This window comes from Micromonospora sp. WMMD1219 (genome assembly GCF_049315215.1).
Taxonomy (GTDB): domain Bacteria; phylum Actinomycetota; class Actinomycetes; order Mycobacteriales; family Micromonosporaceae; genus Micromonospora; species Micromonospora tulbaghiae.
In genome coordinates, this window is record NZ_CP186057.1 from 2,566,416 (window position 1) to 2,588,218 (window position 21,803).

The following is a 21,803-nucleotide window of genomic DNA, read 5'->3' on the forward strand; positions in this document are numbered from 1 at the left end:
GGTGTTTCGTACCCCTGATCAGCGGTTGCCGGTGGCGGCGGCCCGCCGACGCGACAGCGCGTCGATGGTCGCCGCGGCGAGCAGCACCACGCCGGTGACCACGTACTTCACGCCCGAGCTGTATCCCATCAGTCCCATACCGTTGTCGATGACCGCGACCACCGCGCCACCGAGCACGGCGTCGAGGATCCGGCCCTTGCCGCCGAAGAGGCTGGTGCCGCCGATCACCGCCGCGCCGACGGCGTAGAGCAGTACGTTACTTCCCCCGGTGTTGGGGTCGACGGAGTTGCCCCTGCTGGCGGCCACGATGCCGCCGATGGCGGCCATCGAGGAGCAGATGACGAAGACGGAGATGCGGATGCGGTCGACGTTGATGCCGGCCCGGCGGGCCGCCTCGGCGTTGCCGCCGACCGCGTAGATGTGCCGCCCGTAGCTGGTGCGCTGGAGCACGAACGTCCAGACGATCAGCAGCACCGCGATGATCGGCACCACGATCGGCACGCCCTTGAGCGAGGTGATCAGCACGTTGCGGCTGCGCTCCAGGTTGAGCACGTAGACAGCGACGCCGAGGATCACCGCGAGGCCGGCGATCCGGGCGGCGACCACCGCGATCGGGTCGGTGAGCAGGCCGCGGGCGGCCCGGTTGCGGTACCGCAGCAACTGCACGGCCGCGTACCCGGCGACGGCCACCGCGGCCAGCGCCCAGCCCAGCGCGGGGGTGAGGTTGCGGTTGGCGATCGCGACGAGCACGTCGTCGCGGATCGCGATGTTGGCGCCCTCGTCCATCAGCGTCAGCACGACGCCCTGGAAGGCCAGGAACCCGGCGAGCGTGACCACGAAGGACGGGATGCCGACCTTGGCGACCAGCAGGCCCAGCACGGTGCCGATGACCACGCCGGTGACGACGGCGGCGAGCACCGCCACGTACCAGGGGTAGCCGAGCACGGTGACCACATTGGCCAGGATCGCGGCGCAGACGCCGCTGGCGAAGCCGGCGGAGAGGTCGATCTCGCCGAGCAGCAGGACGAAGACCAGGCCCATGGCGATGAGCGTGACGGCCGCGCCCTGGGTGAACAGGTTTGCCAGGTTGCCGGCGGTGAAGAACGACGGGCGGGCGATCGAGAAGCCCACCGCCAGCGCCACGAGCATGACCACAGCGGGCAGCGCGCCGATGTCGCCGCCGCGTACCCGGCGCCAGTAGTTGTTCACGTGGCTGCTCATGGTCGGTGTCGGTGCGACGCCGGCCGGGCCTTCCTTCTTCACGACGATGGCGGTCATCGGACGGCTCCTGGAGTGGTGTCGGCGGGCGCGGCGCCGTTGCCGCCCGGCTCGCCGGTGAGGCCGAGGCTGCCGGAGCGGCCGGCGGTGATCAGCTCGACCACCTGCGAGTGGGTGATGTCGGTGGTCTTCACCTGGGCGACCATCTGGCCGAGGTAGAGCGCGGCGATCCGGTCGGAGACGGCGAAGACGTCGTTCATGTTGTGCGAGATGAGCACCACGGCCAGGCCGTTGTCGGCCAGCCGGCGCACCAGCTCCAGCACCTGGGCGGTCTGCGCGACGCCGAGCGCGGCGGTCGGCTCGTCCAGGATGACGAGCCTGCTGTTCCAGAGCACGGCCTTGGCGATGGCGACGGTCTGCCGCTGGCCGCCGGAGAGGCTGGCCACGTGCTGGCGCAGCGACTTCACGGTGCGCACGCTCAGGCCGGCGAGCGTCTCGGCGGCCATCTGCTCCATGGTCGGCTCGTCGAGCACGATGCCGCTGCGCTTCTCCCGGCCGAGGAACATGTTCTGCACGATGTCGAGGTTGTCGCAGAGCGCGAGGTCCTGGTAGACGACCTCAATCCCGAGCGCGGCGGCGTCGCGGGGGCTGTTGATGGTCACCGGCCTGCCGTCGAAGAGGAACTCGCCGGCGTCGGTGGGGTGGATGCCGCTGATGCACTTGACCAGGGTCGACTTGCCGGCGCCGTTGTCGCCGACGAGCGCGGTCACCTCGCCGGGGTGCGCGGCGAAGGCGACGTCACGCAGCACCTGGACGGGACCGAAGCTCTTGTCGATCCCGCGTAGCTCCAGCAGGGGGGTTGCGGACACGGGGTTCTCCTTTGGGCGGAGGGAGGTCTCGGATCCCGTCCGGCGCGGGCGCCGCCCGGCACGGGTCTCCCCGTGCCGGGCGGCGCCGCCTGAGGCGGGTGGGTCAGCTCACGCCGGCGTCGGTGCAGAGCTTGGCGAACGCACCGGTGCAGAGCTCTTCCTTGGTGACGTAGCCGTCGGCCACCACGTCCTTGACGTTGTCCTTGTAGATGGCCTTGGGCTCCAGCAGCACGGCCGGCACGTCCCGGTTGCCCTCCGGGTCCTTGACCGTCTGGCCGGTGTCCTTCCGCTCGCCCTTTGCGAGGGCGATGGCCAGCTCGGCGGCGGCGTCCGCCTCCTTCTTGACCGCCTTGTAGACGGTCATGCACTGGTCACCGGCGAGGATGTTCTGCAGGCCCTCCTTGGTGGCGTCCTGACCGGTCACCGGGACCTTGCCGTTGAGCTTGTTCTTCTTCAGCACCGAGATGGCCGCGTTGCCGAGACCGTCGTTGGCGGCGAGCACGCCGTCGATCTTGCCGCCGGCCTTGGTCATCTGCTGCTCGAAGATCGTGGCGGCCTGCGCGTTGTCCCAGGCCGGCACCGGGTCGTCGGCGACCTTGGTGTATTCCTTCGAGTCGAACTTCGGCTTGAGCACCGAGTCGTACCCGTTCTTGAACAGGGTGGCGTTGTTGTCGGTCGGCGAGCCGTTGAGGTACGCGATCGACGGGTTCTTGACGCCCTTGTCGGTCAGGCACTTGCTCAGGCCCTCGCCCTGGAGCTTGCCGACCGCCTCGTTGTCGAAGCTGACGTAGTACTGGGCGGAGCCGCCCAGGGTCAGCCGGTCGTAGTCGATGGTCGCGACGCCCTGCGACTTGGCCTTGTCGAGCACGGCCTTGCCGGTGCCGGAGTCCAGGTTGACGATCATCAGGACGTTGACGCCGCTGGTGATCATCTGGTCGGCGATGGTCTGGAACGCGGTCTTGTCGTTCTGCGCGTTCTGGATGTCGGACTCGACGCCGGCCGCGTCGAACGCCGCCTTGAGGTACTTGCGGTCCGCGCCCTCCCAGCGGGCGGAGGACTTGCTGTCCGGCAGGATCACGCCGATCTTCGGCTTCTTGGCGTTGGAGCCGCCGGCCTCGTCGGAAGAACCGCCGTTGTCACCACAGGCGGCCATGCTGCCGGTCGCGAGGAGACCGACGGCCGCGAAGGTGAGGAAGCCCTTGCGCATGTGCAGGGTCCTTTCGGAGGTGGGGGAGTGGTGATGTTTTGTTGTGTCCGGCAACGTATTCCCCGCTTCCCATGCGCCGCAAGACTGCCGAGGTCAGAAGTTTGTTGGCGGCGGTAACAATTCAGCAACGCGGTTGTCACCCGCGGGACACCACCGGGAGAGCGCGTTCCGGGAACGCTCCCACACGTACCGTCACGACCCCGCTCAGGTGGCGGCGATCGATGCCGTCGTCGCCCCGGTGAGCGCCACCAGATCCGTCGGCGCGAGCTGCACCTGCAACCCCCGGCGGCCCGCCGAGACGTACACCGTCGGGTGCGCCAGCGCGGAGGCGTCGATGACAGTCGGTAGCCGCTTGCGCTGCCCGAGCGGGCTGATGCCGCCGCAGACGTATCCGGTCGCCCGCTCGGCGGTCGTCCGGTCCGCCATGGTGGCCCGCTTGCCACCCGCTGCGGCGGCGAGCGCCTTCAAATCCAGCTCGCCGGTCACCGGCACCACCGCCACCGTCAGCCCGCCGTCGACCTCGGTGACGAGCGACTTGAAGACGCGCTCCGGCGCCACCCCGAGCGCGGTCGCCACGAGCGCGCCGTAGTTCGGCGCGTCCGGCGACACGTCGTAGGTGTGGGTGCTGTGGGCGATCTTCCGCTTGCTCAGCAACGCGATCGCCGGAGTGCCGGGGCCTGCCATGGGCGTCAAGCTAGCCCGGCCGTCGGCCGACCGCGAGCCGAAACCGCGCGCCGGGGTCAGCCGCCGGCCGGAACCGGCCGGCAGACGAGCACCATGGGGGCGCCGGCCACCCGGGTCAGCGCCAGGCCGGCCGCCTCGTCGCCGGACAGCCGCAGGTCGCGGCGCAGCTTCTCCGGCTCCAGCGCCGACCCGCGCTTGCGGATCTCGACCCGGCCGACCCGCCGCTCCCGCAGCAGGGCGCGCAGCCGCTTCAGCGAGAACGGCAGCACGTCGGTGATCTCCAGGCAGCGGGCGAACGGGGTGGGCCGGGCCTCGTCGCCGTACAGGTAGGCGATCGACGCGTCGGCGAGCGTGGCGTCCAGGTCGGTGGCCAGCTCGGCGACCAGGTGCGCGCGCACCACCGCCGGATCCGGGTCGTAGAGGAACCGCCGGACCGGTCCCACCGGCGCCTCCTGCGCGCCCGTGCCGGTGAGGAGCGATACCGCGTCGTCGCGCTCGCGCAGCACCGTGGCGCGGCGCGGGACCTCGGCCAGCTCGCCGCACCACAGCGCCGCCTCGACCAGGTCGCCGTCCACGCTCACCCACTCCGCCTCGGCGCCGCCCGGGATGAGCGCGTGGTCCAGCCCGGGCGCCACCTTCACCACCGTGCGCGGCACCCGCGTGGCCAGGCCGGTGACGAAGTCCCACGGCGGCGAGTAGGCGTTCGGGTCGAAGACGCGCCGCCCGGTGCCCGCCCGCCGCCGGGCCGGATCGCAGAACACCGCGTCCACCCCGGTCACGTCGAACGCCGTGGCGTCACCGCAGGAGACCGTCACCAGATCGGCGAGCCCGGCCGCTTCGGCGTTCGCAGCGGCCATCGTGGCGGTCACCGGGTCGGCCTCCACCGCGTACACCCGGATGCCGGCGCGGGCCGCGGCGAGCGCGTCGGCCCCCAGGCCGCACCCCAGGTCGGCCAGCGTGGTCACGCCCGCGGCGCGCAGCCGCGCCGCGCGCCGGTCGGCGACCACGCGGCGGGTCGCCTGCTCCAGCCCCGCCCGGGTGAGGAACATCCCGGCCGCCGCCGCGCCGAACTTGCCGGCCGCCCGGCGGCGCAGCTCGGCCTGGGTGAGCGCCGCCGCCGCGAGCCCGCCGGGAAGGCCGGCCGAGCGCAGCGCGGCCGCCGCCGCCAGCGGGTCGCCGCCGGCCACCCGCTCGGCCGCGGCGAGCGCCGCCGACCCCTCGGGGGTACGCAGCGCGGCGAGCTGGTCGAGATCCACGCGCTCATTCTCCCGGCCCGGTTCCGGCGCGACACGGAGGGCGACGCGTTGGCACTCTCCTTGACGGAGTGCTAGCCGAGGAATAACCTGCGATTAGCACTCTCACCCTGAGGGTGCCAACACCCGAGCCTCGTGCCCGGGGGTTGAGCGCCAGGCGGACCGGCACCCGCGACGACGGCCCCGCCCGGTGGCATGTGGCAGATTGACGCTGGTCGGCATGCCGGCCGGCAACGACACCAAGTACCCGGGAGGGTATGCCCGTGACTACCGCGACCAAGGTTGCGATCAAGCCGCTCGAGGACCGCATCGTGGTCCAGGCGAACGAGGCCGAGACCACCACCGCCTCGGGCATCGTGATCCCCGACACCGCCAAGGAGAAGCCGCAGGAGGGCACCGTCCTCGCTGTCGGCCCGGGCCGGATCGACGACAAGGGCAACCGCGTGCCGATCGACGTGAAGGTCGGCGACACCGTCCTCTACTCGAAGTACGGCGGCACCGAGGTCAAGTACGCCGGCGAGGAGTACCTGGTGCTCTCCGCCCGCGACGTCCTCGCGGTCATCGAGAAGTAAGCAACCGATCAGTGTCGTTGCCCCGGTCCGGCTCGCCGGGCCGGGGCAACGTCGCTTCGAAGGGATACTGATGGCGAAGATCCTCAGCTTCTCGGACGACGCCCGGCACCTGCTCGAGCACGGTGTCAACGCCCTCGCGGACGCGGTGAAGGTCACCCTCGGCCCGCGCGGGCGCAACGTCGTCCTGGACAAGAAGTTCGGTGCGCCCACGATCACCAACGACGGCGTGACCATCGCCAAGGAGATCGAGCTCACCAACCCGTACGAGAACCTCGGCGCGCAGCTGGTCAAGGAGGTGGCGACCAAGACCAACGACGTCGCCGGCGACGGGACCACCACCGCCACCGTGCTGGCCCAGGCCATGGTCCGCGAGGGCCTGCGCAACGTGGCCGCCGGCACCAACCCGACCGGCCTGAAGCGCGGCATCGACGCGGCGGCCGCCAAGGTCTCCGAGGCGCTGCTCGGCAAGGCCGTCGAGGTCGCCGGCAAGGAGTCGATCGCGCACGTCGCGACCGTCTCCGCGCAGGACGCCGCGATCGGCGAGCTGATCGCCGAGGCGATGGAGAAGGTCGGCCGCGACGGCGTCATCACCGTCGAGGAGGGCTCCGCGCTCACCACCGAGCTGGAGGTGACCGAGGGTCTGCAGTTCGACAAGGGCTTCATCTCGCCGAACTTCGTCACCGACCTGGAGGCGCAGGAGGCGGTCCTGGAGGACCCGTACATCCTGATCACCACCCAGAAGATCTCGGCGATCGAGGAGCTGCTGCCGCTGCTGGAGAAGGTCCTCCAGAACAACAAGCCGCTGCTCATCGTCGCCGAGGACGTCGAGGGCCAGGCCCTGTCCACGCTGGTGGTCAACGCGCTGCGCAAGACCGTCAAGGTCTGCGCCGTCAAGGCCCCCGGCTTCGGCGACCGCCGCAAGGCGATGCTCCAGGACATGGCGATCCTGACCGGCGCCGAGCTGGTCGCCCCGGAGCTGGGCTACAAGCTCGACCAGGTCGGCCTGGAGGTGCTCGGCACCGCCCGCCGCGTCGTGGTCGACAAGGAGAACACCACTGTCGTCGACGGTGGCGGGCAGGCCTCCGAGGTCGCCGACCGGGTCGCGCAGATCCGCAAGGAGATCGAGGCCTCCGACTCCGAGTGGGACCGGGAGAAGCTGGCCGAGCGGCTGGCGAAGCTCTCCGGCGGCATCGCCGTGATCAAGGTCGGCGCGGCCACCGAGGTCGAGATGAAGGAGCGCAAGCACCGCATCGAGGACGCCATCGCCGCGACCAAGGCCGCGGTCGAGGAGGGTACGGTCCCGGGTGGCGGCGCCGCCCTGGCCCAGATCCTGCCGGTGCTCGACGACGACCTGGGCTTCACCGGTGACGAGAAGGTCGGCGTCTCGATCGTGCGCAAGGCGCTCGTCGAGCCGCTGCGCTGGATCGCGCAGAACGCCGGCCACGACGGCTACGTGGTGGTGGAGAAGGTCGTCGGCCAGGACTGGGGCCACGGCCTCGACGCCGCCACCGGCGAGTACGTCGACCTGGCCAAGTCCGGCATCATCGACCCGGTGAAGGTGACCCGCAACGCGGTCAGCAACGCCGCCTCGATCGCCGGCCTGCTGCTCACCACCGAGAGCCTCGTGGTGGAGAAGCCGGCCGAGCCGGAGCCGGCCGCCGCCGGTGGGCACGGCCACTCGCACGGTCACGGCCACCAGCACGGCCCGGGCTTCTGACCCGAGGAGCACGCCCGACGTCAGGGCACACCGCCGACCCGGTGGTGTGCCCTGACGCGTATCTGCTTACGGAACGCTGACGACATTGGCAGCCGGCCCGGCGGGTCGACCAGACTGGACGCCGTGAGCACCCTCTCCCGCCGCCGCGCGGCGACGGCCGGTGTCGTCGCCACCGTGGTGGCCCTCGGCACCGCCGAACCCGTGGCGGTCCTGACCGGTCCCCGGTCCGCTCCGCTCGTCGCCGTCGGCGGACTCGTCGTCGACCTGGTCCCCGAGCCGCTCAAGCAGTTCGCCATCGACGTCTTCGGCACGTACGACAAGATCGCCCTGCTGGTCGGGACCGCACTGCTGCTGGCCGCCTTCGGTGCGCTGCTCGGCCTGGCGGCGGCCCGGCGGCTGGTGATCGGCCTGGCCGGGGTCGCCGCGTTCACGGTGCTCGGCGTCGCCGCCGCGCTGACCCGGGCCGGAGCGAACGCGTTCGACGCGCTGCCCTCCCTGGTCGGCGGCGGACTCGGCGCGCTGACGCTCTGGGCCTTCGTGGCCGGACCGCTGAGCGCCGATCGGGCACCCCGCGCCACGCCGCCGTCCGCGCCGCCCCCGGCGGTCGCCGCGCTCGCCCGCGAGGGGGAGACCCCCGGCGGCTGGGAGCCGGTCCGGCACGACGACGCGGAGTCGCGGCGGCGGTTCCTGCGTGGCGCCGGGCTGCTCACGGGCGCGGCGGCGGTGGCCGGGCTGGGCGGGCACTGGCTGGCCGGCCGGCGCGGCGTGTCGGCGGCCCGGGAGGCGGTGACGCTGCCCGCCCCGGCCGCCCCCGCACCGCAGGTGCCGGCCGGAGCGGACCTGTCGCTGCCCCGGCTCGCGCCGTACGTCACACCGAACCGGGAGTTCTACCGGATCGACACCGCGCTCGTGGTGCCGCAGGTCGATCCGGCCACCTGGCGGCTGCGCATCCACGGTCGGGTGCGCAACCCGATCGAGCTGAGCTTCGACGACCTGCTGGCCCGTCCGATGGTCGAGCGGTACGTGACGCTCGCCTGCGTCTCCAACGAGGTGGGCGGCGACCTGATCGGCAACGCGCGGTGGCTCGGCGTACCGATCAAGGAACTGCTCGACGAGGCCGGCCCGCTCGACGGCGCGGACCAGGTGGTCGGGCGCGCGGTGGACGGCTGGACCTGCGGCACGCCGACGTCGGTGCTGCGCGACGGGCGGGACGCCCTGCTCGCGGTCGGCATGAACGGCGAGCCGCTGCCGATCCAGCACGGCTTCCCGGTGCGGATGGTGGTGCCCGGCCTCTACGGGTACGTGTCGGCCTGCAAGTGGCTCACCGAGCTGGAGCTGACCAGCTTCGCCGACTTCGACGCCTACTGGGTGCCGCGCGGCTGGTCCGCGCAGGGCCCGATCAAGACGCAGTCCCGGATCGACACGCCCCGGCCCCGCAGCCGCCCGGCCGCCGGCCCGGTGACGGTGGCGGGTGTGGCGTGGGCGCAGCACCGTGGCATCCGCCGCGTCGAGGTACGCGCCGACGGCGGCCCGTGGCAGGAGGCGACGCTCGCCCCGGCGGTGTCGGCTGACACCTGGGTGCAGTGGTCCTGGCGGTGGGACGCGACGCCGGGCGAGCACACGCTCCAGGTCCGGGCGACCGACACGGCGGGCGAGACCCAGACGGAACAGCGCGCCCCGGTCGCCCCCGACGGCGCGACCGGCTGGCACACAGTGCGGGTCACGGTCACCTGACGACCGCCCCACCCCGAAAGATCAACACCAGCTCCCCGAAGTGGTGGCATCAGAGGTTCCGCGATATGGCCACTTCGCCGAACTGGTGTTGATCACGCGAGGGCCGGGACGACACGACGCCGCGCCCCGGGGTCCGGGGCGCGGCGTCGGGGGTCGTGGAGCCGGTCAGGCGACCTTGCGCTGGTCCGGCACGGCGGTGTTGTGCGGGCGGCCGAGGCGCGCCTCCAGGCGGGCGATGTCCACCCGGGTCTGCCGGCGGTCGGCCAGGTCCTCCCAGCCGAGCGCGAGTAGCCGCAGCCGCTCGGACTCGCTGAACCCGCCCCAGACGCCGTACGGCTCGCGGACGGAGAGCGCGTGCGCGGCGCACTCGGCGCGTACCGGGCAGGCGCGGCAGACGGACTTGGCGCCGGTTTCGCGGCGCAGCCGGGAGGAGCCGCGCTCGCCGTCCGGGTGGAAGAATTGCGCGCTGTCGCGGCCACGGCAGGCTCCGAGCCGCTGCCAGTCCCAGAGCTCGTCGATCGGTCCAGGCAGCCTACGTACGTTCGACATCAGCACCCCTCCTCCCGCGCGGCACCGCGGAGAATGTTCGTTGCCAGCTACCGGGCGGCGGTCCGCGCGGGATGCCGGTTCCGGATGAACCCCTCGGTACCCGAGCGGTCCGCGCCTCACACATCTGTGATCGAAAACCTCGGACACTCGGCGGTATATGCCCCATCTGTCGGAAAAGTTCGGATGATTGCCCGGAACCCCCTCCCGACCCCACCTCCGCATGGTCTGCTCTGAGTCGGAGAGGAGACCACTGTGCGTAGTGTTCTTGTGTGCGTTCGGACACCATTGGCGGCCCAGCATCTGACCTCCGCGGCGGCGCGGCTCGGGCTGTCCGGCGTCGTCCGGACGGCCGTCTCCGATCCGGAGGTGATGTTGCGGCTCGCCGAGCGCCCGGTGGACGTGGTGCTCGCCGACACCGCCCTGACCCGGCCGGACAGCGCCGGCTTCGTCCGGCGGGTGCTCGCCCGCGCCCCGCAGGCGGCGGTGCTGCTGCTCGGCGCCGAGGAGTCGGAGTCGGCGGCGGCCACCATCAGCGCCGGGGCGCGCGGGCTGATCCAGAACGCCGACCACGACCTGACCAGCGCGGTCGCCAAGGCGCTGCTGCTGCTCTCCGCCCCCGGCCGGAGCAACCGGCACCGGGTGGCGGACACCGCCCGGGACGCGGCGGCGGTGGGCGGGCCGACCCGGTCGGCGGCGCCGGGGCGTACCCAGGGTGGGCCCGGCTGGCCGGCGACGGCCCCGGTGGACGCTGCGGGCCTGCCCACGGTGGTGCCCGTGCAACGGGGCGAGGACCCGGACGACCCGGCGGCGGCCGACGGCGCGGAGGCACCCCGGACGGGCGCGGCCCAGCGGCCGGCGCGGACGCCGCGCAGCGCGATCGGGCTGACCGAGCGGGAGCTTCAGGTGCTGCTCGGCATGGCCGAGGGCAAGAGCAACGCGGAGATCGGGCGGGAGCTGTTCGTCTCCGAGGACACGGTCAAGACGCACGCCCGGCGGCTGTTCCGCAAGCTCGGCGCGCGCGACCGGGCGCACGCCGTGGCGGCCGGATTCCGGGCCGGCCTGGTCGCCTGACCCCGGCGGGAGTCACTCCGACGCGGAGTCGTCGGTGCCCTCGGTGAGCGTGTCGTGCACGCCGTCGGCGTAGCCGCGGGCGTAGTCCCAGCTCACGTAGTGGTCCGGGTCCGGGTCGTAGGCCGGCTCGTGCACCCGGGGACGCCCCGAGTTGAGCAGGTGGCGCAGGTTGCCGCGCAGCAGGTCCCAGTCGAAGTAGTGCGGCTCGCGGCAGTCCTCGCACTCGATCACCAGGCCGCGCACGCCGATCGGCTGGAGCAGCGCCTGGTAGATCTCCAGATCGGCGAGATCCTCCAGGACGTCCTGGCGCTCGACCTCGGTCAGCGGGTCGAGCGCGTCGTCGTCGCCGGGATCGTGCAGGCCGGCAGCCGGATCGGCCGGGTCGCCGTTGAACGGGTCGATGGGCTCGTCGTGCACCCCCTCACCGTAGACCCCGAGCCGCCGGAAAGCCCGCCCCAGCCCGTGCTGTGGCCCGGCCTACCCTCGGGCCCGCCGCTGCCCGGGCCGGGACGGGTAGGTGGGTACGATGAGGCGACGCGCCGTCACCAGGCGCCTGCCGGTGCCCCCGCGCGCCGCCTCGCTGCAGCCCGTTCGACCAGCTCAGGGGAGCAATCGTGGAGAATTCGCCCAGCACCGAGATTCCGGCCGGCACCGACGGCGGGGAGCTGGGTGGCCATCTGCCCGAGCTGCCGGCCGGTTCGGCCCGGGTGGTGCCGCTCGGGCTGACCTTCGACGACGTACTGCTCCAGCCGGGCGAGTCGGACGTCGTGCCCAGCCGCGTCAACACCCGCACCCGCCTCACCCGCAACATCGAGCTGACCGTGCCGCTGCTGTCCAGCGCGATGGACACGGTCACCGAGGCGCGGATGGCGATCGCGATGGCCCGCCAGGGCGGCATCGGCGTGCTGCACCGCAACCTCTCCGTCGAGGACCAGGCGCTCCAGGTCGACCTGGTGAAGCGCTCCGAGTCCGGCATGATCACCAACCCGGTGACCGCCAGCCCGGACGACACGCTGCGCGAGGTCGACGCGCTCTGCGGGCGCTACCGCATCTCCGGCGTGCCGGTGGTGGACGGGCAGGGCCAGCTGGTCGGCATCGTCACCAACCGCGACATGCGGTTCGTCTCCGACCCGGCCACGCCGGTGCGCGAGATCATGACCCGCACCCCGCTGATCACCGCGCCGGTCGGCGTGAGCAAGGACGACGCGCTCGGCCTGCTGCGCCAGCACAAGATCGAGAAGCTGCCGATCGTGGACGCGGGCGGCAAGCTGCGCGGCCTGATCACGGTCAAGGACTTCACCAAGAGCGAGCAGTACCCGAACGCCACCAAGGACGACGCGGGCCGGCTCCGGGTCGCCGCCGCGGTCGGCGTGGGCGAGGACGGCTACAAGCGGGCCCGCGCGCTCGTCGACGCCGGCGTGGACGTCGTCATCGTGGACACCGCGCACGGTCACCAGCGGGCCGTGCTGGAGATGGTGGCTCGGCTAAAGCGGGACGTCAGCATCGACATCGTGGGCGGCAACATCGCCACGTACGCGGGCGCGAAGGCGCTCGTCGAGGCCGGCGCGGACGGCGTGAAGGTGGGCGTCGGACCGGGCGCCATCTGCACCACCCGGATCGTGGCCGGGGTCGGCGTACCGCAGATCACCGCGATCATGGAGGCGGCCCGCGCCGCCCGCCCGGCCGGCGTGCCGGTGATCGGCGACGGCGGCATTCAATACTCCGGCGACATCGCCAAGGCCCTGGTGGCCGGCGCCGACACGGTGATGCTCGGCAGCCTGCTCGCCGGCTGCGAGGAGAGCCCCGGTGAGCTGATCTTCATCAACGGCAAGCAGTACAAGGCGTACCGGGGGATGGGCTCGCTCGGCGCGATGCAGTCGCGCGGCCAGGGCAAGTCCTACTCCAAGGACCGCTACTTCCAGCAGGACGTGCTCGCCGAGGACAAGCTGGTCCCGGAGGGCGTCGAGGGTCAGGTGCCCTACCGGGGGCCGCTGTCCGCCGTCGCCCACCAGCTCATCGGCGGGCTGCGCGCCGCGATGGGGTACGTGGGCGCGGAGAGCATCCCGGAGCTGCACCGGCGTGGCCAGCTCATCCGGATCACCGCGGCCGGGCTCAAGGAGAGCCACCCGCACGACATCCAGATGACAGTCGAGGCGCCCAACTACCACTCCCGCTGACCCACCACCCCCAACCACCTGGAGTCCCCCATGCGTGACGTGGTCGAGATCGGGCTGGGCAAGACCGCGCAGCGCGGCTACCACCTGGACGACATCGCCATCGTGCCGAGCCGCCGCACCCGGGACGTCGACGACGTCTCCACCGCGTGGCAGCTCGACGCGTACCAGTTCGGCATCCCGTGCGTCGCGCACCCCTCGGACGCGACCATGAGCCCCGCCTCGGCGGTCCGGCTCGGCCAGCTCGGCGGCCTCGGCGTGCTCAACGTCGAGGGCCTCTGGACCCGGTACGAGAACCCGGCCAAGATCCTGGAGGAGCTGGCCGGTCTCGGCGAGGACGCGCGGGCGACCAAGCGCCTCCAGGAGGTCTACGCCGAGCCGATCCGGCCCGACCTGATCGCCGAGCGGGTACGCGAGCTGCGCGAGGGCGGCGGCACGGTGGCGGTGCGGGTCTCCCCGCAGCACACCCTGGCGCTGGCCCCGGTGATCCTCGACGCCGGCGTGGACATCCTGGTCATCCAGGGCACGCTCGTCTCGGCCGAGCACGTCTCCACCACCGACGAGCCGCTGAACCTCAAGGAGTTCATCGCCGACCTGGACCTGCCGGTCGTCGTGGGTGGCTGCACCGACTACAAGACCGCGCTGCACCTGATGCGTACCGGCGCGGCCGGCGTGATCGTGGGCATCGGCGGCGACGACTGGTCGACCACCGAGTCGGTGCTCGGCATCCGGGTGCCGATGGCCACCGCCATCGCCGACGCCGCCGCGGCCCGCCGCGACTACCTGGACGAGACCGGCGGCCGGTACGTGCACCTGATCGCCGACGGCGACATGCAGACCTCCGGCGACATCGCCAAGGCGCTCGGCTGCGGCGCGGACGCGGTGATGCTCGGCGAGCCGCTGTCGCTCTGCGAGGAGGCCCCGGCCGGTGGCGCCTGGTGGCACTCGGCGGCCAGCCACCCGTCGCTGCCCCGGGGCGCGTTCGAGGTGGCCGGCGAGCCGCTCGGCTCGATGGAGAAGCTGCTGTTCGGCCCGGCCGACGAGCCGGACGGTCAGCTCAACCTCTTCGGCGGCCTGCGCCGCGCGATGGCCAAGTGCGGCTACCGCGACCTGAAGGAGTTCCAGAAGGTCGGACTGGTCCTCGACCGCTGAGCACCGCTGAGTGTCGGCTGAGCACCGCACGACGGCGCGGGCGGCGGCCCGGACGTGTTCCGGCCCCGCCCGCGCCGTCGCGCGTCTAGGCTCGCCGGGTGAGACGGGGGCGGATCTGGGCGGCCGGGCTGGTGGCGGCGGCGCTCGCGCTGAGCGGGTGCACCGGCGGCGACGACAACGGGTTCCGGCCGGGCGCGGCGGACGCCGGCGACCCGTACGTGCCGGGAGCCGGCAACGGCGGCTACGACGTGGGCCACTACGCGCTGGACGTGCGCTACGACCCGGCGAGCGACCGGCTCACCGGCAGGGCCACGCTGACCGTCACCGCCACCCGCGCGCTGTCCCGGTTCCAGCTCGACCTGGCCGGCCTGGACGTCGAGCGGGTGCGGGTGGACGGCGAGGCGGTGAAGCACCGCCACGACGGCGCCGAGCTGATCGTCACCCCGTCGGGCGGGCTGCCGTCCGGGCGGCGGTTCACCGTCGAGGTCGCGTACGGCGGGGTGCCGCAGCCGCTGCCGAACGCCGAACTGGGCGACGGCGGCTTCCACGCCACTGCGGACGGCGCGATAGCGCTCGGTCAGCCGGAGTCGGCGAGCACCTGGTACCCGGTCAACGACCACCCGTCGGACAAGGCCACATACGACCTCGCGGTCACCGTGCCGGACGGGCTCGCCGCGCTGTCCAACGGCGTGCCGGAGGGCCGGACGTCCAGCGGCGGCTGGACCACCTGGCGCTGGTCCGAGCGCGCGCCGATGGCCAGCTACCTGAGCACGCTGGTGATCGGCGACTACCGGGTCAGCAGCGGCACCCACGCCGGCAAGCCCATCGTCACCGCCGTCGCCGCGGCGCTGCCCGCGGACGGGCCGGCCGCCGCGTCGGTGGCCCGCACCGGCGAGGTCGCCGACTTCCTGGCAGGGCGCTTCGGGCCGTACCCGTTCGAGGCGTACGGCGGCGTGGTGGTCGCCGACGAACGCATCCGGTACGCGCTGGAGACGCAGAGCCGTCCGGTCTACGGGCCGGCGTTCTTCCGCGGCGACCGGCCGAACACCGAGGTGGTCGCGCACGAGCTGGCCCACCAGTGGTTCGGCGACAGCGTCTCGGTGGCCCGGTGGAGCGACATCTGGCTCAACGAGGGCTTCGCCACGTACGCCGAATGGCTCTGGGCCGAGCACGACGGCGGACGCACGGTGGCGCAGACTGTCGCGCAACGGTACGCGGACACCGACTGGTCGAAGCCCACAGTCGACCCGGGCCGGGCCGGGATGTTCGGTGACGCGGTCTACCAGCGGGGCGCGCTCGCGGTGCACGCGCTGCGCCGCGCGGTGGGCGACGAGACGTTCCACCGCGTGCTGCGCGGCTGGCTGGCGCAGCACCGCGACGGCAACGTCACCACTGCCGATTTCGTCGGGTACGCCGAACGCACGTCGGGGCGGCCGCTGCGGGCGCTGCTGGACGCCTGGCTGGTCGGCGGCACGCCGCCGGGACTGCCGTGACGCACGCGTGACCGCCGCTGGGTAGGCTGCCGCGTCGGAGCGGCCCGTGGGCGGTGGCCGCCGAACGGCCCCGGGAGGGATCGAGGCGATGACGCGGCGCGGCGCACGACGACTCGGGTTGCTGACCTGCGGCACGCTGCTGGTGGCCGGCTGCGGTTCGGCCGAGCCGGACCCGGGTCCGTCGACCCCGGCCGGCCCGGCACCGGCGACCTCGCGCAGCTTCGCACCGGGCGCGGCCGGCGCCGGCGATCCGTACTTCCCCAGCTACGGCAACGGCGGGTACGACGTCGCGCACTACACGGTCAAGGTGCGCTACGACCCGGAGACCGACAAGCTCAGCGGCACCACCACGCTGCGGGCCACCGCGACCGCCGACCTGTCCGCGTTCAACCTGGACCTGGCCGGGCTGACCGTCCGGTCGGTCACAGTGGACGGCGCCGCCGCCCGGCACAGCCGCACCGACGACGAGCTGGTGATCACCCCGGCCATCGGGCTGACCTCCGGCAACGGCTTCACCGCCGAGATCCGGTACGACGGCCGGCCGGAGCCGCTGCGGAACGAGGCGCTGGGCGAGGGCGGCTGGCTGCACACGACCGACGGGGCGATCGCGCTCGGTCAGCCGGAGTCGGCGAGCACCTGGTTCCCGGTCAACGACCACCCGTCGGACAAGGCCACCTACGACATGGAGATCACCGTCCCGAAGGGACTGACGGCGGTCTCCAACGGCGTGCCGAAGGGTAGGTCGACGAGCGGCGCCTGGACCACCTGGAAGTGGTCGGAGACCGCCCCGACGGCCAGTTACCTGACCACCGTGGCGATCGGGAAGTTCCGGGTCACCACCGGGGAGCACAAGGGACGGCCGGTCTACAGCGCGGTCACCACCCAGGTGGCGCAGGGCGCGCCGGACCGGTCCCTCGCGCGCACGGTCGAGGTCGCCGACTACCTGGAGAGCGTCTTCGGGCCGTACCCGTTCGACGCGTACGGCGGCGTGGTGATCGCCGACGACCGGATCCGGTACGCGCTGGAGACGCAGAGCCGCCCGGTCTACTCGGCGAGCTTCTTCCAGCAGGGCGACAACACCGGCGTGGTCGCGCACGAGCTGGCCCACCAGTGGTACGGCAACAGCGTGTCGATCCAGCGCTGGCAGGACATCTGGCTCAACGAGGGGCTGGCCACGTACGCCGAGTGGCTGTGGGCGGAGCACAGCGGCTCCACCACCGTGCAGCGCACGTTCGAGCAGAAGTACGCGAACGCCGGCGGGCAGGTGTGGCGTACGCCGCCGGGCAAGCCGGGCGTGGCGAACCTGTTCAGCCGCTCGGTCTACGACCGGGGCGGGATGACTGTGCACGCGCTGCGCGTGGCGGTGGGCGACACCGCGTTCTTCACCATCCTGCGCACCTGGGCCGCGGAGCGGAAGAACGGCAACGCCACCACCGCCGACTTCGTGGCGCTGGCCGAGCGGATCACCGGCAAGAAGCTGGCGAAGGTCTTCGACCCGTGGCTGTACGGCACCGAGCGCCCGCCCGCCCCGAAGCCGCTGTAGCGCGTCAGTTCTTGACGCGCAGCGACGGGTGGGCGGCCAGGAACGCGTCGGCCCGCCCGCCGCGCAGCGCGGTGAGGAAGTCGCGGCCGAGCGGCTTGAGCTGTTCACCCCGGTAGGCGCCGCCGCTGCTCACCCCGGCGCCGGGCAGCACGACGAGCGTGAGCCGGTCGGCCGGCAGGCCACCCAGGGCGTACGCGAAGTCGATGAGCTTCCGGCCGCCACCGGCGTACACCAGGGTCCTGCCCAGCGCGGCCACCACCTGTTCGACCCGCTGCGGGTCGCGGGCGGTGCCCTGGCCGACGATCTTGCGGGCCAGCGCCCGGAGCAGTTGCTGCTGGTGCCGCTGCCGGGTGTAGTCGCCGCCCGCGGTGTAGCGCTGCCGCGCGTAGTCGAGCGCCTGCCAGCCGGTCAGGTGCCGGGTGCCCTTCTCGTAGACCATCTGCGGCCCGACGTACCCGCCGCCGGTCAGGGTCCGCATGGTGCCGTCCGGGCGGCGGTGCCGGGACTCGACCCGCTGGTCGACGTAGAGGTCCACCCCGCCGAGCGTGTCCACCAGCTTGTCGAAGCCGCCGAACGTGATCACCGCCCCGGCGTCGATGCGCAGCCCGGTGTAGCGGGAGACGGTGGTGCGCAGCAGTTCGTACCCCTGGGCGGTGCTGGGGTTGCGCTTGTCGCCCGGCACCCGGCTGCCGTAGCTCATCGCGTGGGTGAGCTTGGTCCGGCCGCCCGGGTAACGGGCCTTCGGGTAGGCGGGGATGTCCACGACCAGGTCGCGGGGGAGCGAGAAGAGGTACGCCCGGTCCAGCCCGGCCGGTACGTGCAGCAGCAGCACGGCGTCGGCGTGCGGCTCCCAGCCGGGGATGCTGACCCGGGTGTCCACGCCGACGAGCAGCAGGTTGAGCGGGCCCTTCAGGTCGGCGCCGGGCGGCGGCGTCGGGCTGGCGGTGGTCGGGGCGGGCGTGGGCGAGGCCGGGGGTGCTGTGGTCGGGCCGGCGACCGGGGCGGCCGGGCGGTTCGCCACCAGCCGGGTGGTCACCACCGCTCCGGTGGCCACCAGCAGCGCCGCCACCAGTGCGGCCAGGCCCAGCAGGCGTCGTCTCGTCACGTTCGTTCCTCCCCGTGGATTCGACGCGCCAGGGCGGCCCACGGGTTGCAGGGGCGGGAATCCCGGCGATCGAGCGCTCTGCATGATGTGCGAAAAAGCCTCGTTGGCGCTATAGCTACTCGTCGGTAATGATGCGTCCATGCGCTACGACGTGGTCGTCATCGGGTCCGGGTTCGGCGGCAGCGTCACCGCGCTGCGGCTGGCCGAGAAGGGTTACTCGGTCGGCGTGCTGGAGGCCGGCCGGCGCTTCGCCGACGACGAGTTCCCGCGTACGTCCTGGCGGGCGCGACGGTTCCTCTGGGCGCCCCGGCTCGGCTGCTTCGGGCTCCAGCGGATCACGCTGCTGCGCTCGGCCGACCGCAAGGCCGGCGGCGGCGTGCTGGTGCTCTCCGGCGCCGGTGTGGGCGGCGGGTCGCTGGTCTACGCGAACACGCTCTACGAGCCGCTCGACGCGTTCTACGCCGACCCGCAGTGGCGGGACATCACCGACTGGCGCGACGAGCTGGCCCGCCACTACGACCAGGCGAAGCGGATGCTCGGCGTCACCACGTACCCGATCGACACCCGCGCGGACCAGGCCGTGCGCGCGGTGGCCGAGCGGATGGGGGTGGCGCACACCTACCACCCGACGCCGGTCGGGGTGCACATCGGGCGCCCCGGCGAGCGGGTGGCCGACCCGTACTTCGGCGGGGCCGGGCCGGACCGCACCGGGTGCAGCCACTGCGGGTCGTGCATGACCGGCTGCCGGCACGGCGCCAAGAACACGCTCGTGAAGAACTACCTCTGGCTGGCCGAGCGGCTCGGCGTGCAGGTGCACCCGCTGACCACTGTGACCGCCGTACGCCCCGACCCGGCCGGCGGCTACGCCGTGCACACCGAGCGCACCGGCGCCTGGCTGCGCAAGCGGCGCGAGGTGATCCACGCCGACCAGGTGGTCTTCGCGGCCGGCGCGCTCGGCACCCAGCGGCTGCTGCACGAGATGAAGGCGACCGGCGCGCTCCCGGCGCTCTCGCCCCGGCTGGGCGAGCTGACCCGCACCAACTCCGAGGCCATCCTCGGCGCCTCGGTGGCGCCCGGCGCGGCCCGCCGGCGCGGCCTCGACTTCACCGAGGGGGTGGCGATCACCAGCTCGTTCCACCCCGACCCGCAGACCCACATCGAGCCGGTCCGCTACGGCAAGGGCTCCAACGCGATGGGCCTGCTCCAGTCGCTGCTCGTCGACGGCGGTCCCCGCCGGGTCCGGCGCTGGCTGGGCAGCATCGTCCGGCAGCCCGCGCTGGCGGCGCGGATGCTGTCGGTACGCCGCTGGTCCGAGCGCACCGTGATCGCGCTCGTCATGCAGTCGGTCGACAACTCGCTGACCACCCGCTACCGCAAGGGCCGGCTGGTCTCCGGCCCCGGCCACGGCGCGCCCAACCCGACCTGGATCCCGGCCGGCAACACGGCGGCCCGGCTGCTCGCCGAGGAGATCGGCGGCACCCCCGGCGGGGCGGTCACCGAACCGTTCAACATCCCGGTGACGGCGCACATCCTCGGCGGTGCGGTCATCGGCGCCACCCCGGACGCGGGCGTCATCGACCCCTGGCACCGGGTGTACGGGCATCCGGGGCTGCACGTGGTGGACGGCGCGGCGGTCTCGGCGAACCTGGGCGTCAACCCGTCGTTGACGATCACCGCCCAGGCCGAGCGGGCCATGTCGTACTGGCCGAACAAGGGCGAGGCGGACCCGCGCCCGGCGCTCGGGTCGGCGTACACCCGGGTGGCGCCGGTGCCGCCGCGGCGGCCGGCCGTCCCCGCGCACGCCCCCGCCGCGCTGCGCTGAGGACGCCGTCGCAAGGTTCACCCCGCCACACCGCCGGGGCGCGTCCGCGCGGCCGGTGACTGTCGGTAGGCTTTGCGCACATGAGCACGCCTCGCCCCGTCCTCGTGGTGGACTTCGGAGCCCAGTACGCCCAGCTCATCGCGCGCCGTGTCCGCGAGGCGAAGGTCTACTCGGAGATCGTCCCGCATTCCATGCCGGTGTCCGAGATGCTGGCCAAGGACCCGGCCGCGATCATCCTGTCCGGCGGCCCGTCCAGCGTCTACGCGCCCGACGCGCCGCAGATCGACGCCGGGATGTTCGACGCCGGGGTGCCGGTCTTCGGCATCTGCTACGGCTTCCAGGCCATGGCCCAGGCGCTCGGCGGCACCGTCGCGCGCACCGGCAACCGCGAGTACGGCGGCACCCCGCTGCGCCCGCGCCTGACCGAGCCCGGCGTGCTGCTGCGCGACCTGCCGGCCGACCTGCCGGTCTGGATGAGCCACGGCGACTGCGTCACCGAGGCCCCGGACGGCTTCACCGTCACCGCCGAGTCGGCGGGCGCCCCGGTCGCCGCGTTCGAGGACGTGGCCGGGCGGCGGGCCGGCGTGCAGTTCCACCCCGAGGTGGGGCACACCGCGCACGGCCAGGAGATGCTCACCCGCTTCCTGTACGACATCGCCGGCATCGAACCGACCTGGACGCCGTCGAACATCATCGACGAGCAGGTCGCCCGGATCCGTGAGCAGATCGGCGACAAGGAGGTCATCTGCGGCCTCTCCGGCGGCGTCGACTCGGCGGTCGCCGCGGCGCTCGTGCACCGCGCCGTGGGCGACCAGCTCACCTGCGTGTTCGTGGACCACGGCCTGCTGCGGGCCGGTGAGGCCGAGCAGGTCGAGAAGGACTACGTCGCGGCGACCGGCATCAAGCTCAAGGTGGTCGACGCCCGGGAGCGGTTCCTCGGCGCGCTCGCCGGGGTGACCGACCCGGAGCAGAAGCGCAAGATCATCGGCCGGGAGTTCATCCGCGTCTTCGAGGCCGCCGCCCGGGAGATCGCCGCGCACGGCGACGTGGAATACCTGGTGCAGGGCACGCTCTACCCGGACGTGGTCGAGTCCGGCGGCGGCACCGGCACCGCCAACATCAAGAGCCACCACAACGTCGGCGGTCTGCCCGAGGATCTCAAGTTCTCGCTGGTCGAGCCGCTGCGCACGCTGTTCAAGGACGAGGTCCGCACGATCGGCCTGGAGCTGGGACTGCCCGAGGCGATGGTGTGGCGGCACCCGTTCCCCGGCCCGGGCCTGGCCATCCGGATCATCGGCGCGGTCGACGAGGAGCGCCTCGCCGTGCTCCGCAAGGCCGACCTGATCGCCCGGCAGGAGCTGACCACCGCCGGCCTGGACCGGGGCGTCTGGCAGTTCCCGGTGGTGCTGCTGGCCGACGTGCGCAGCGTCGGGGTGCAGGGCGACGGGCGCACCTACGGTCACCCGGTGGTGCTGCGCCCGGTTTCCAGCGAGGACGCGATGACCGCCGACTGGTCCCGGCTGCCCTACGACGTGGTGGCCCGGATCTCCACCCGGATCACCAACGAGGTCGCCGAGGTCAACCGCGTGGTCCTGGACGTGACGAGCAAGCCGCCGGGCACCATCGAGTGGGAGTGACGC

General features: G+C 72.9%; 18 protein-coding genes. 10 read left to right on the forward strand and 8 right to left on the reverse strand.

Features of this window, described 5'->3' with window-relative positions; all coding sequences use genetic code 11:
- Positions 1-18: 18 nt before the first annotated feature.
- The 5 genes from ACN27C_RS12370 to ACN27C_RS12390 all read right to left on the reverse strand — a co-directional run bounded on the left by ACN27C_RS12370 (position 19) and on the right by ACN27C_RS12390 (position 5,234).
- Positions 19-1,278, reverse strand: coding sequence for a sugar ABC transporter permease (locus ACN27C_RS12370; protein ID WP_422751188.1), 1,260 nt, complete (start codon positions 1,276-1,278; stop codon positions 19-21).
- Positions 1,275-2,087 (reverse strand): ATP-binding cassette domain-containing protein, encoded by an 813-nt coding sequence (locus ACN27C_RS12375; RefSeq protein WP_120573138.1) that lies wholly within the window; start codon positions 2,085-2,087, stop codon positions 1,275-1,277. Before ACN27C_RS12375 ends, ACN27C_RS12370 begins: the two co-directional genes overlap by 4 nt.
- A 103-nt stretch (positions 2,088-2,190) precedes the next feature.
- Positions 2,191-3,294, reverse strand: a complete 1,104-nt coding sequence (locus ACN27C_RS12380; RefSeq protein WP_120573139.1) for a sugar ABC transporter substrate-binding protein — start codon at positions 3,292-3,294, stop codon at positions 2,191-2,193.
- 204 nt (positions 3,295-3,498) lie between these two features.
- Positions 3,499-3,978, reverse strand: a complete 480-nt coding sequence (ybaK, locus tag ACN27C_RS12385) for a Cys-tRNA(Pro) deacylase (RefSeq protein WP_422751189.1) — start codon at positions 3,976-3,978, stop codon at positions 3,499-3,501.
- 56 nt (positions 3,979-4,034) lie between these two features.
- Complete coding sequence (locus ACN27C_RS12390; RefSeq protein WP_422751190.1) at positions 4,035-5,234, reverse strand: THUMP-like domain-containing protein; 1,200 nt, start codon at positions 5,232-5,234, stop codon at positions 4,035-4,037.
- Positions 5,235-5,488: 254 nt separating this feature from the next.
- Here ACN27C_RS12390 and groES point away from each other — a divergent pair, with 254 nt between their 5' ends.
- The 3 genes from groES to ACN27C_RS12405 all read left to right on the forward strand — a co-directional run bounded on the left by groES (position 5,489) and on the right by ACN27C_RS12405 (position 9,254).
- Complete coding sequence (gene groES / locus ACN27C_RS12395) at positions 5,489-5,803, forward strand: co-chaperone GroES (RefSeq protein ID WP_018222648.1); 315 nt, start codon at positions 5,489-5,491, stop codon at positions 5,801-5,803.
- A gap of 70 nt (positions 5,804-5,873) precedes the next feature.
- Positions 5,874-7,520 carry a chaperonin GroEL gene (groL, locus tag ACN27C_RS12400; protein ID WP_422751191.1) on the forward strand — a complete coding sequence of 549 codons (1,647 nt, stop codon included), beginning with the start codon at positions 5,874-5,876 and terminating at the stop codon, positions 7,518-7,520.
- Positions 7,521-7,643: 123 nt separating this feature from the next.
- On the forward strand, positions 7,644-9,254 hold the full coding sequence (locus ACN27C_RS12405; protein WP_422751192.1) for a sulfite oxidase: 1,611 nt from the start codon (positions 7,644-7,646) through the stop codon (positions 9,252-9,254).
- Positions 9,255-9,419: 165 nt separating this feature from the next.
- Here the strand turns inward: ACN27C_RS12405 and ACN27C_RS12410 are convergent, their stop codons facing one another.
- Entirely contained in the window at positions 9,420-9,803 is a 384-nt protein-coding gene (locus ACN27C_RS12410) for a WhiB family transcriptional regulator (protein ID WP_120574131.1), read from the reverse strand.
- 252 nt (positions 9,804-10,055) lie between these two features.
- Between ACN27C_RS12410 and ACN27C_RS12415 the strand changes: the two genes are divergently transcribed.
- The gene (locus ACN27C_RS12415) at positions 10,056-10,874 is read left to right on the forward strand and encodes a helix-turn-helix transcriptional regulator (protein WP_120573144.1); all 819 of its coding nucleotides are present in this window, start codon (positions 10,056-10,058) and stop codon (positions 10,872-10,874) included.
- Positions 10,875-10,886: 12 nt separating this feature from the next.
- Here ACN27C_RS12415 and ACN27C_RS12420 read toward each other — a convergent pair whose 3' ends face one another.
- A complete protein-coding gene (locus ACN27C_RS12420) occupies positions 10,887-11,291 on the reverse strand; it encodes a DUF5319 domain-containing protein (protein WP_120573145.1) in 405 nt (134 codons plus the stop codon).
- A gap of 197 nt (positions 11,292-11,488) precedes the next feature.
- Between ACN27C_RS12420 and guaB the strand changes: the two genes are divergently transcribed.
- The 4 genes from guaB (at position 11,489) to ACN27C_RS12440 (ending at position 17,236) form a co-directional block, all read left to right on the forward strand.
- Positions 11,489-13,051, forward strand: coding sequence for an IMP dehydrogenase (gene guaB, locus ACN27C_RS12425; protein WP_120573146.1), 1,563 nt, complete (start codon positions 11,489-11,491; stop codon positions 13,049-13,051).
- A 30-nt stretch (positions 13,052-13,081) separates the two neighbouring features.
- Positions 13,082-14,200 (forward strand): GuaB3 family IMP dehydrogenase-related protein, encoded by a 1,119-nt coding sequence (locus ACN27C_RS12430; RefSeq protein WP_013288539.1) that lies wholly within the window; start codon positions 13,082-13,084, stop codon positions 14,198-14,200.
- Positions 14,201-14,298: 98 nt separating this feature from the next.
- Positions 14,299-15,693: a M1 family metallopeptidase gene (locus tag ACN27C_RS12435; RefSeq protein ID WP_422751193.1), complete on the forward strand. Its 1,395-nt coding sequence runs from the start codon at positions 14,299-14,301 to the stop codon at positions 15,691-15,693.
- Between the two features lie 88 nt (positions 15,694-15,781).
- Positions 15,782-17,236, forward strand: coding sequence for a M1 family metallopeptidase (locus ACN27C_RS12440; protein WP_252449631.1), 1,455 nt, complete (start codon positions 15,782-15,784; stop codon positions 17,234-17,236).
- 4 nt (positions 17,237-17,240) lie between these two features.
- Here the strand turns inward: ACN27C_RS12440 and ACN27C_RS12445 are convergent, their stop codons facing one another.
- Positions 17,241-18,341, reverse strand: a complete 1,101-nt coding sequence (locus ACN27C_RS12445) for an LCP family protein (protein ID WP_393158333.1) — start codon at positions 18,339-18,341, stop codon at positions 17,241-17,243.
- Positions 18,342-18,480: 139 nt separating this feature from the next.
- Here ACN27C_RS12445 and ACN27C_RS12450 point away from each other — a divergent pair, with 139 nt between their 5' ends.
- Together ACN27C_RS12450 and guaA are read left to right on the forward strand one after the other, a co-directional pair.
- Positions 18,481-20,163 (forward strand): FAD-dependent oxidoreductase, encoded by a 1,683-nt coding sequence (locus tag ACN27C_RS12450; protein ID WP_422751194.1) that lies wholly within the window; start codon positions 18,481-18,483, stop codon positions 20,161-20,163.
- 80 nt (positions 20,164-20,243) lie between these two features.
- Positions 20,244-21,800, forward strand: coding sequence for a glutamine-hydrolyzing GMP synthase (guaA, locus tag ACN27C_RS12455; RefSeq protein ID WP_120573152.1), 1,557 nt, complete (start codon positions 20,244-20,246; stop codon positions 21,798-21,800).
- Positions 21,801-21,803: the final 3 nt, after the last annotated feature.

What these genes read in the sequence shown, in the direction of transcription:
- groL (WP_422751191.1), top strand. Translation starts at nt 5,874, where the DNA reads ATGGCGAAGATCCTCAGCTTCTCGGACGACGCCCGGCACCTGCTCGAG.
- ACN27C_RS12430 (WP_013288539.1), top strand. Translation starts at nt 13,082, where the DNA reads ATGCGTGACGTGGTCGAGATCGGGCTGGGCAAGACCGCGCAGCGCGGC.
- ACN27C_RS12370 (WP_422751188.1), bottom strand. Translation starts at nt 1,278, where the DNA reads ATGACCGCCATCGTCGTGAAGAAGGAAGGCCCGGCCGGCGTCGCACCG.
- ACN27C_RS12380 (WP_120573139.1), bottom strand. Translation starts at nt 3,294, where the DNA reads ATGCGCAAGGGCTTCCTCACCTTCGCGGCCGTCGGTCTCCTCGCGACC.
- ybaK (WP_422751189.1), bottom strand. Translation starts at nt 3,978, where the DNA reads ATGGCAGGCCCCGGCACTCCGGCGATCGCGTTGCTGAGCAAGCGGAAG.
- groES (WP_018222648.1), top strand. Translation starts at nt 5,489, where the DNA reads ATGCCCGTGACTACCGCGACCAAGGTTGCGATCAAGCCGCTCGAGGAC.
- ACN27C_RS12440 (WP_252449631.1), top strand. Translation starts at nt 15,782, where the DNA reads ATGACGCGGCGCGGCGCACGACGACTCGGGTTGCTGACCTGCGGCACG.
- ACN27C_RS12450 (WP_422751194.1), top strand. Translation starts at nt 18,481, where the DNA reads ATGCGCTACGACGTGGTCGTCATCGGGTCCGGGTTCGGCGGCAGCGTC.
- ACN27C_RS12410 (WP_120574131.1), bottom strand. Translation starts at nt 9,803, where the DNA reads ATGTCGAACGTACGTAGGCTGCCTGGACCGATCGACGAGCTCTGGGAC.
- guaA (WP_120573152.1), top strand. Translation starts at nt 20,244, where the DNA reads ATGAGCACGCCTCGCCCCGTCCTCGTGGTGGACTTCGGAGCCCAGTAC.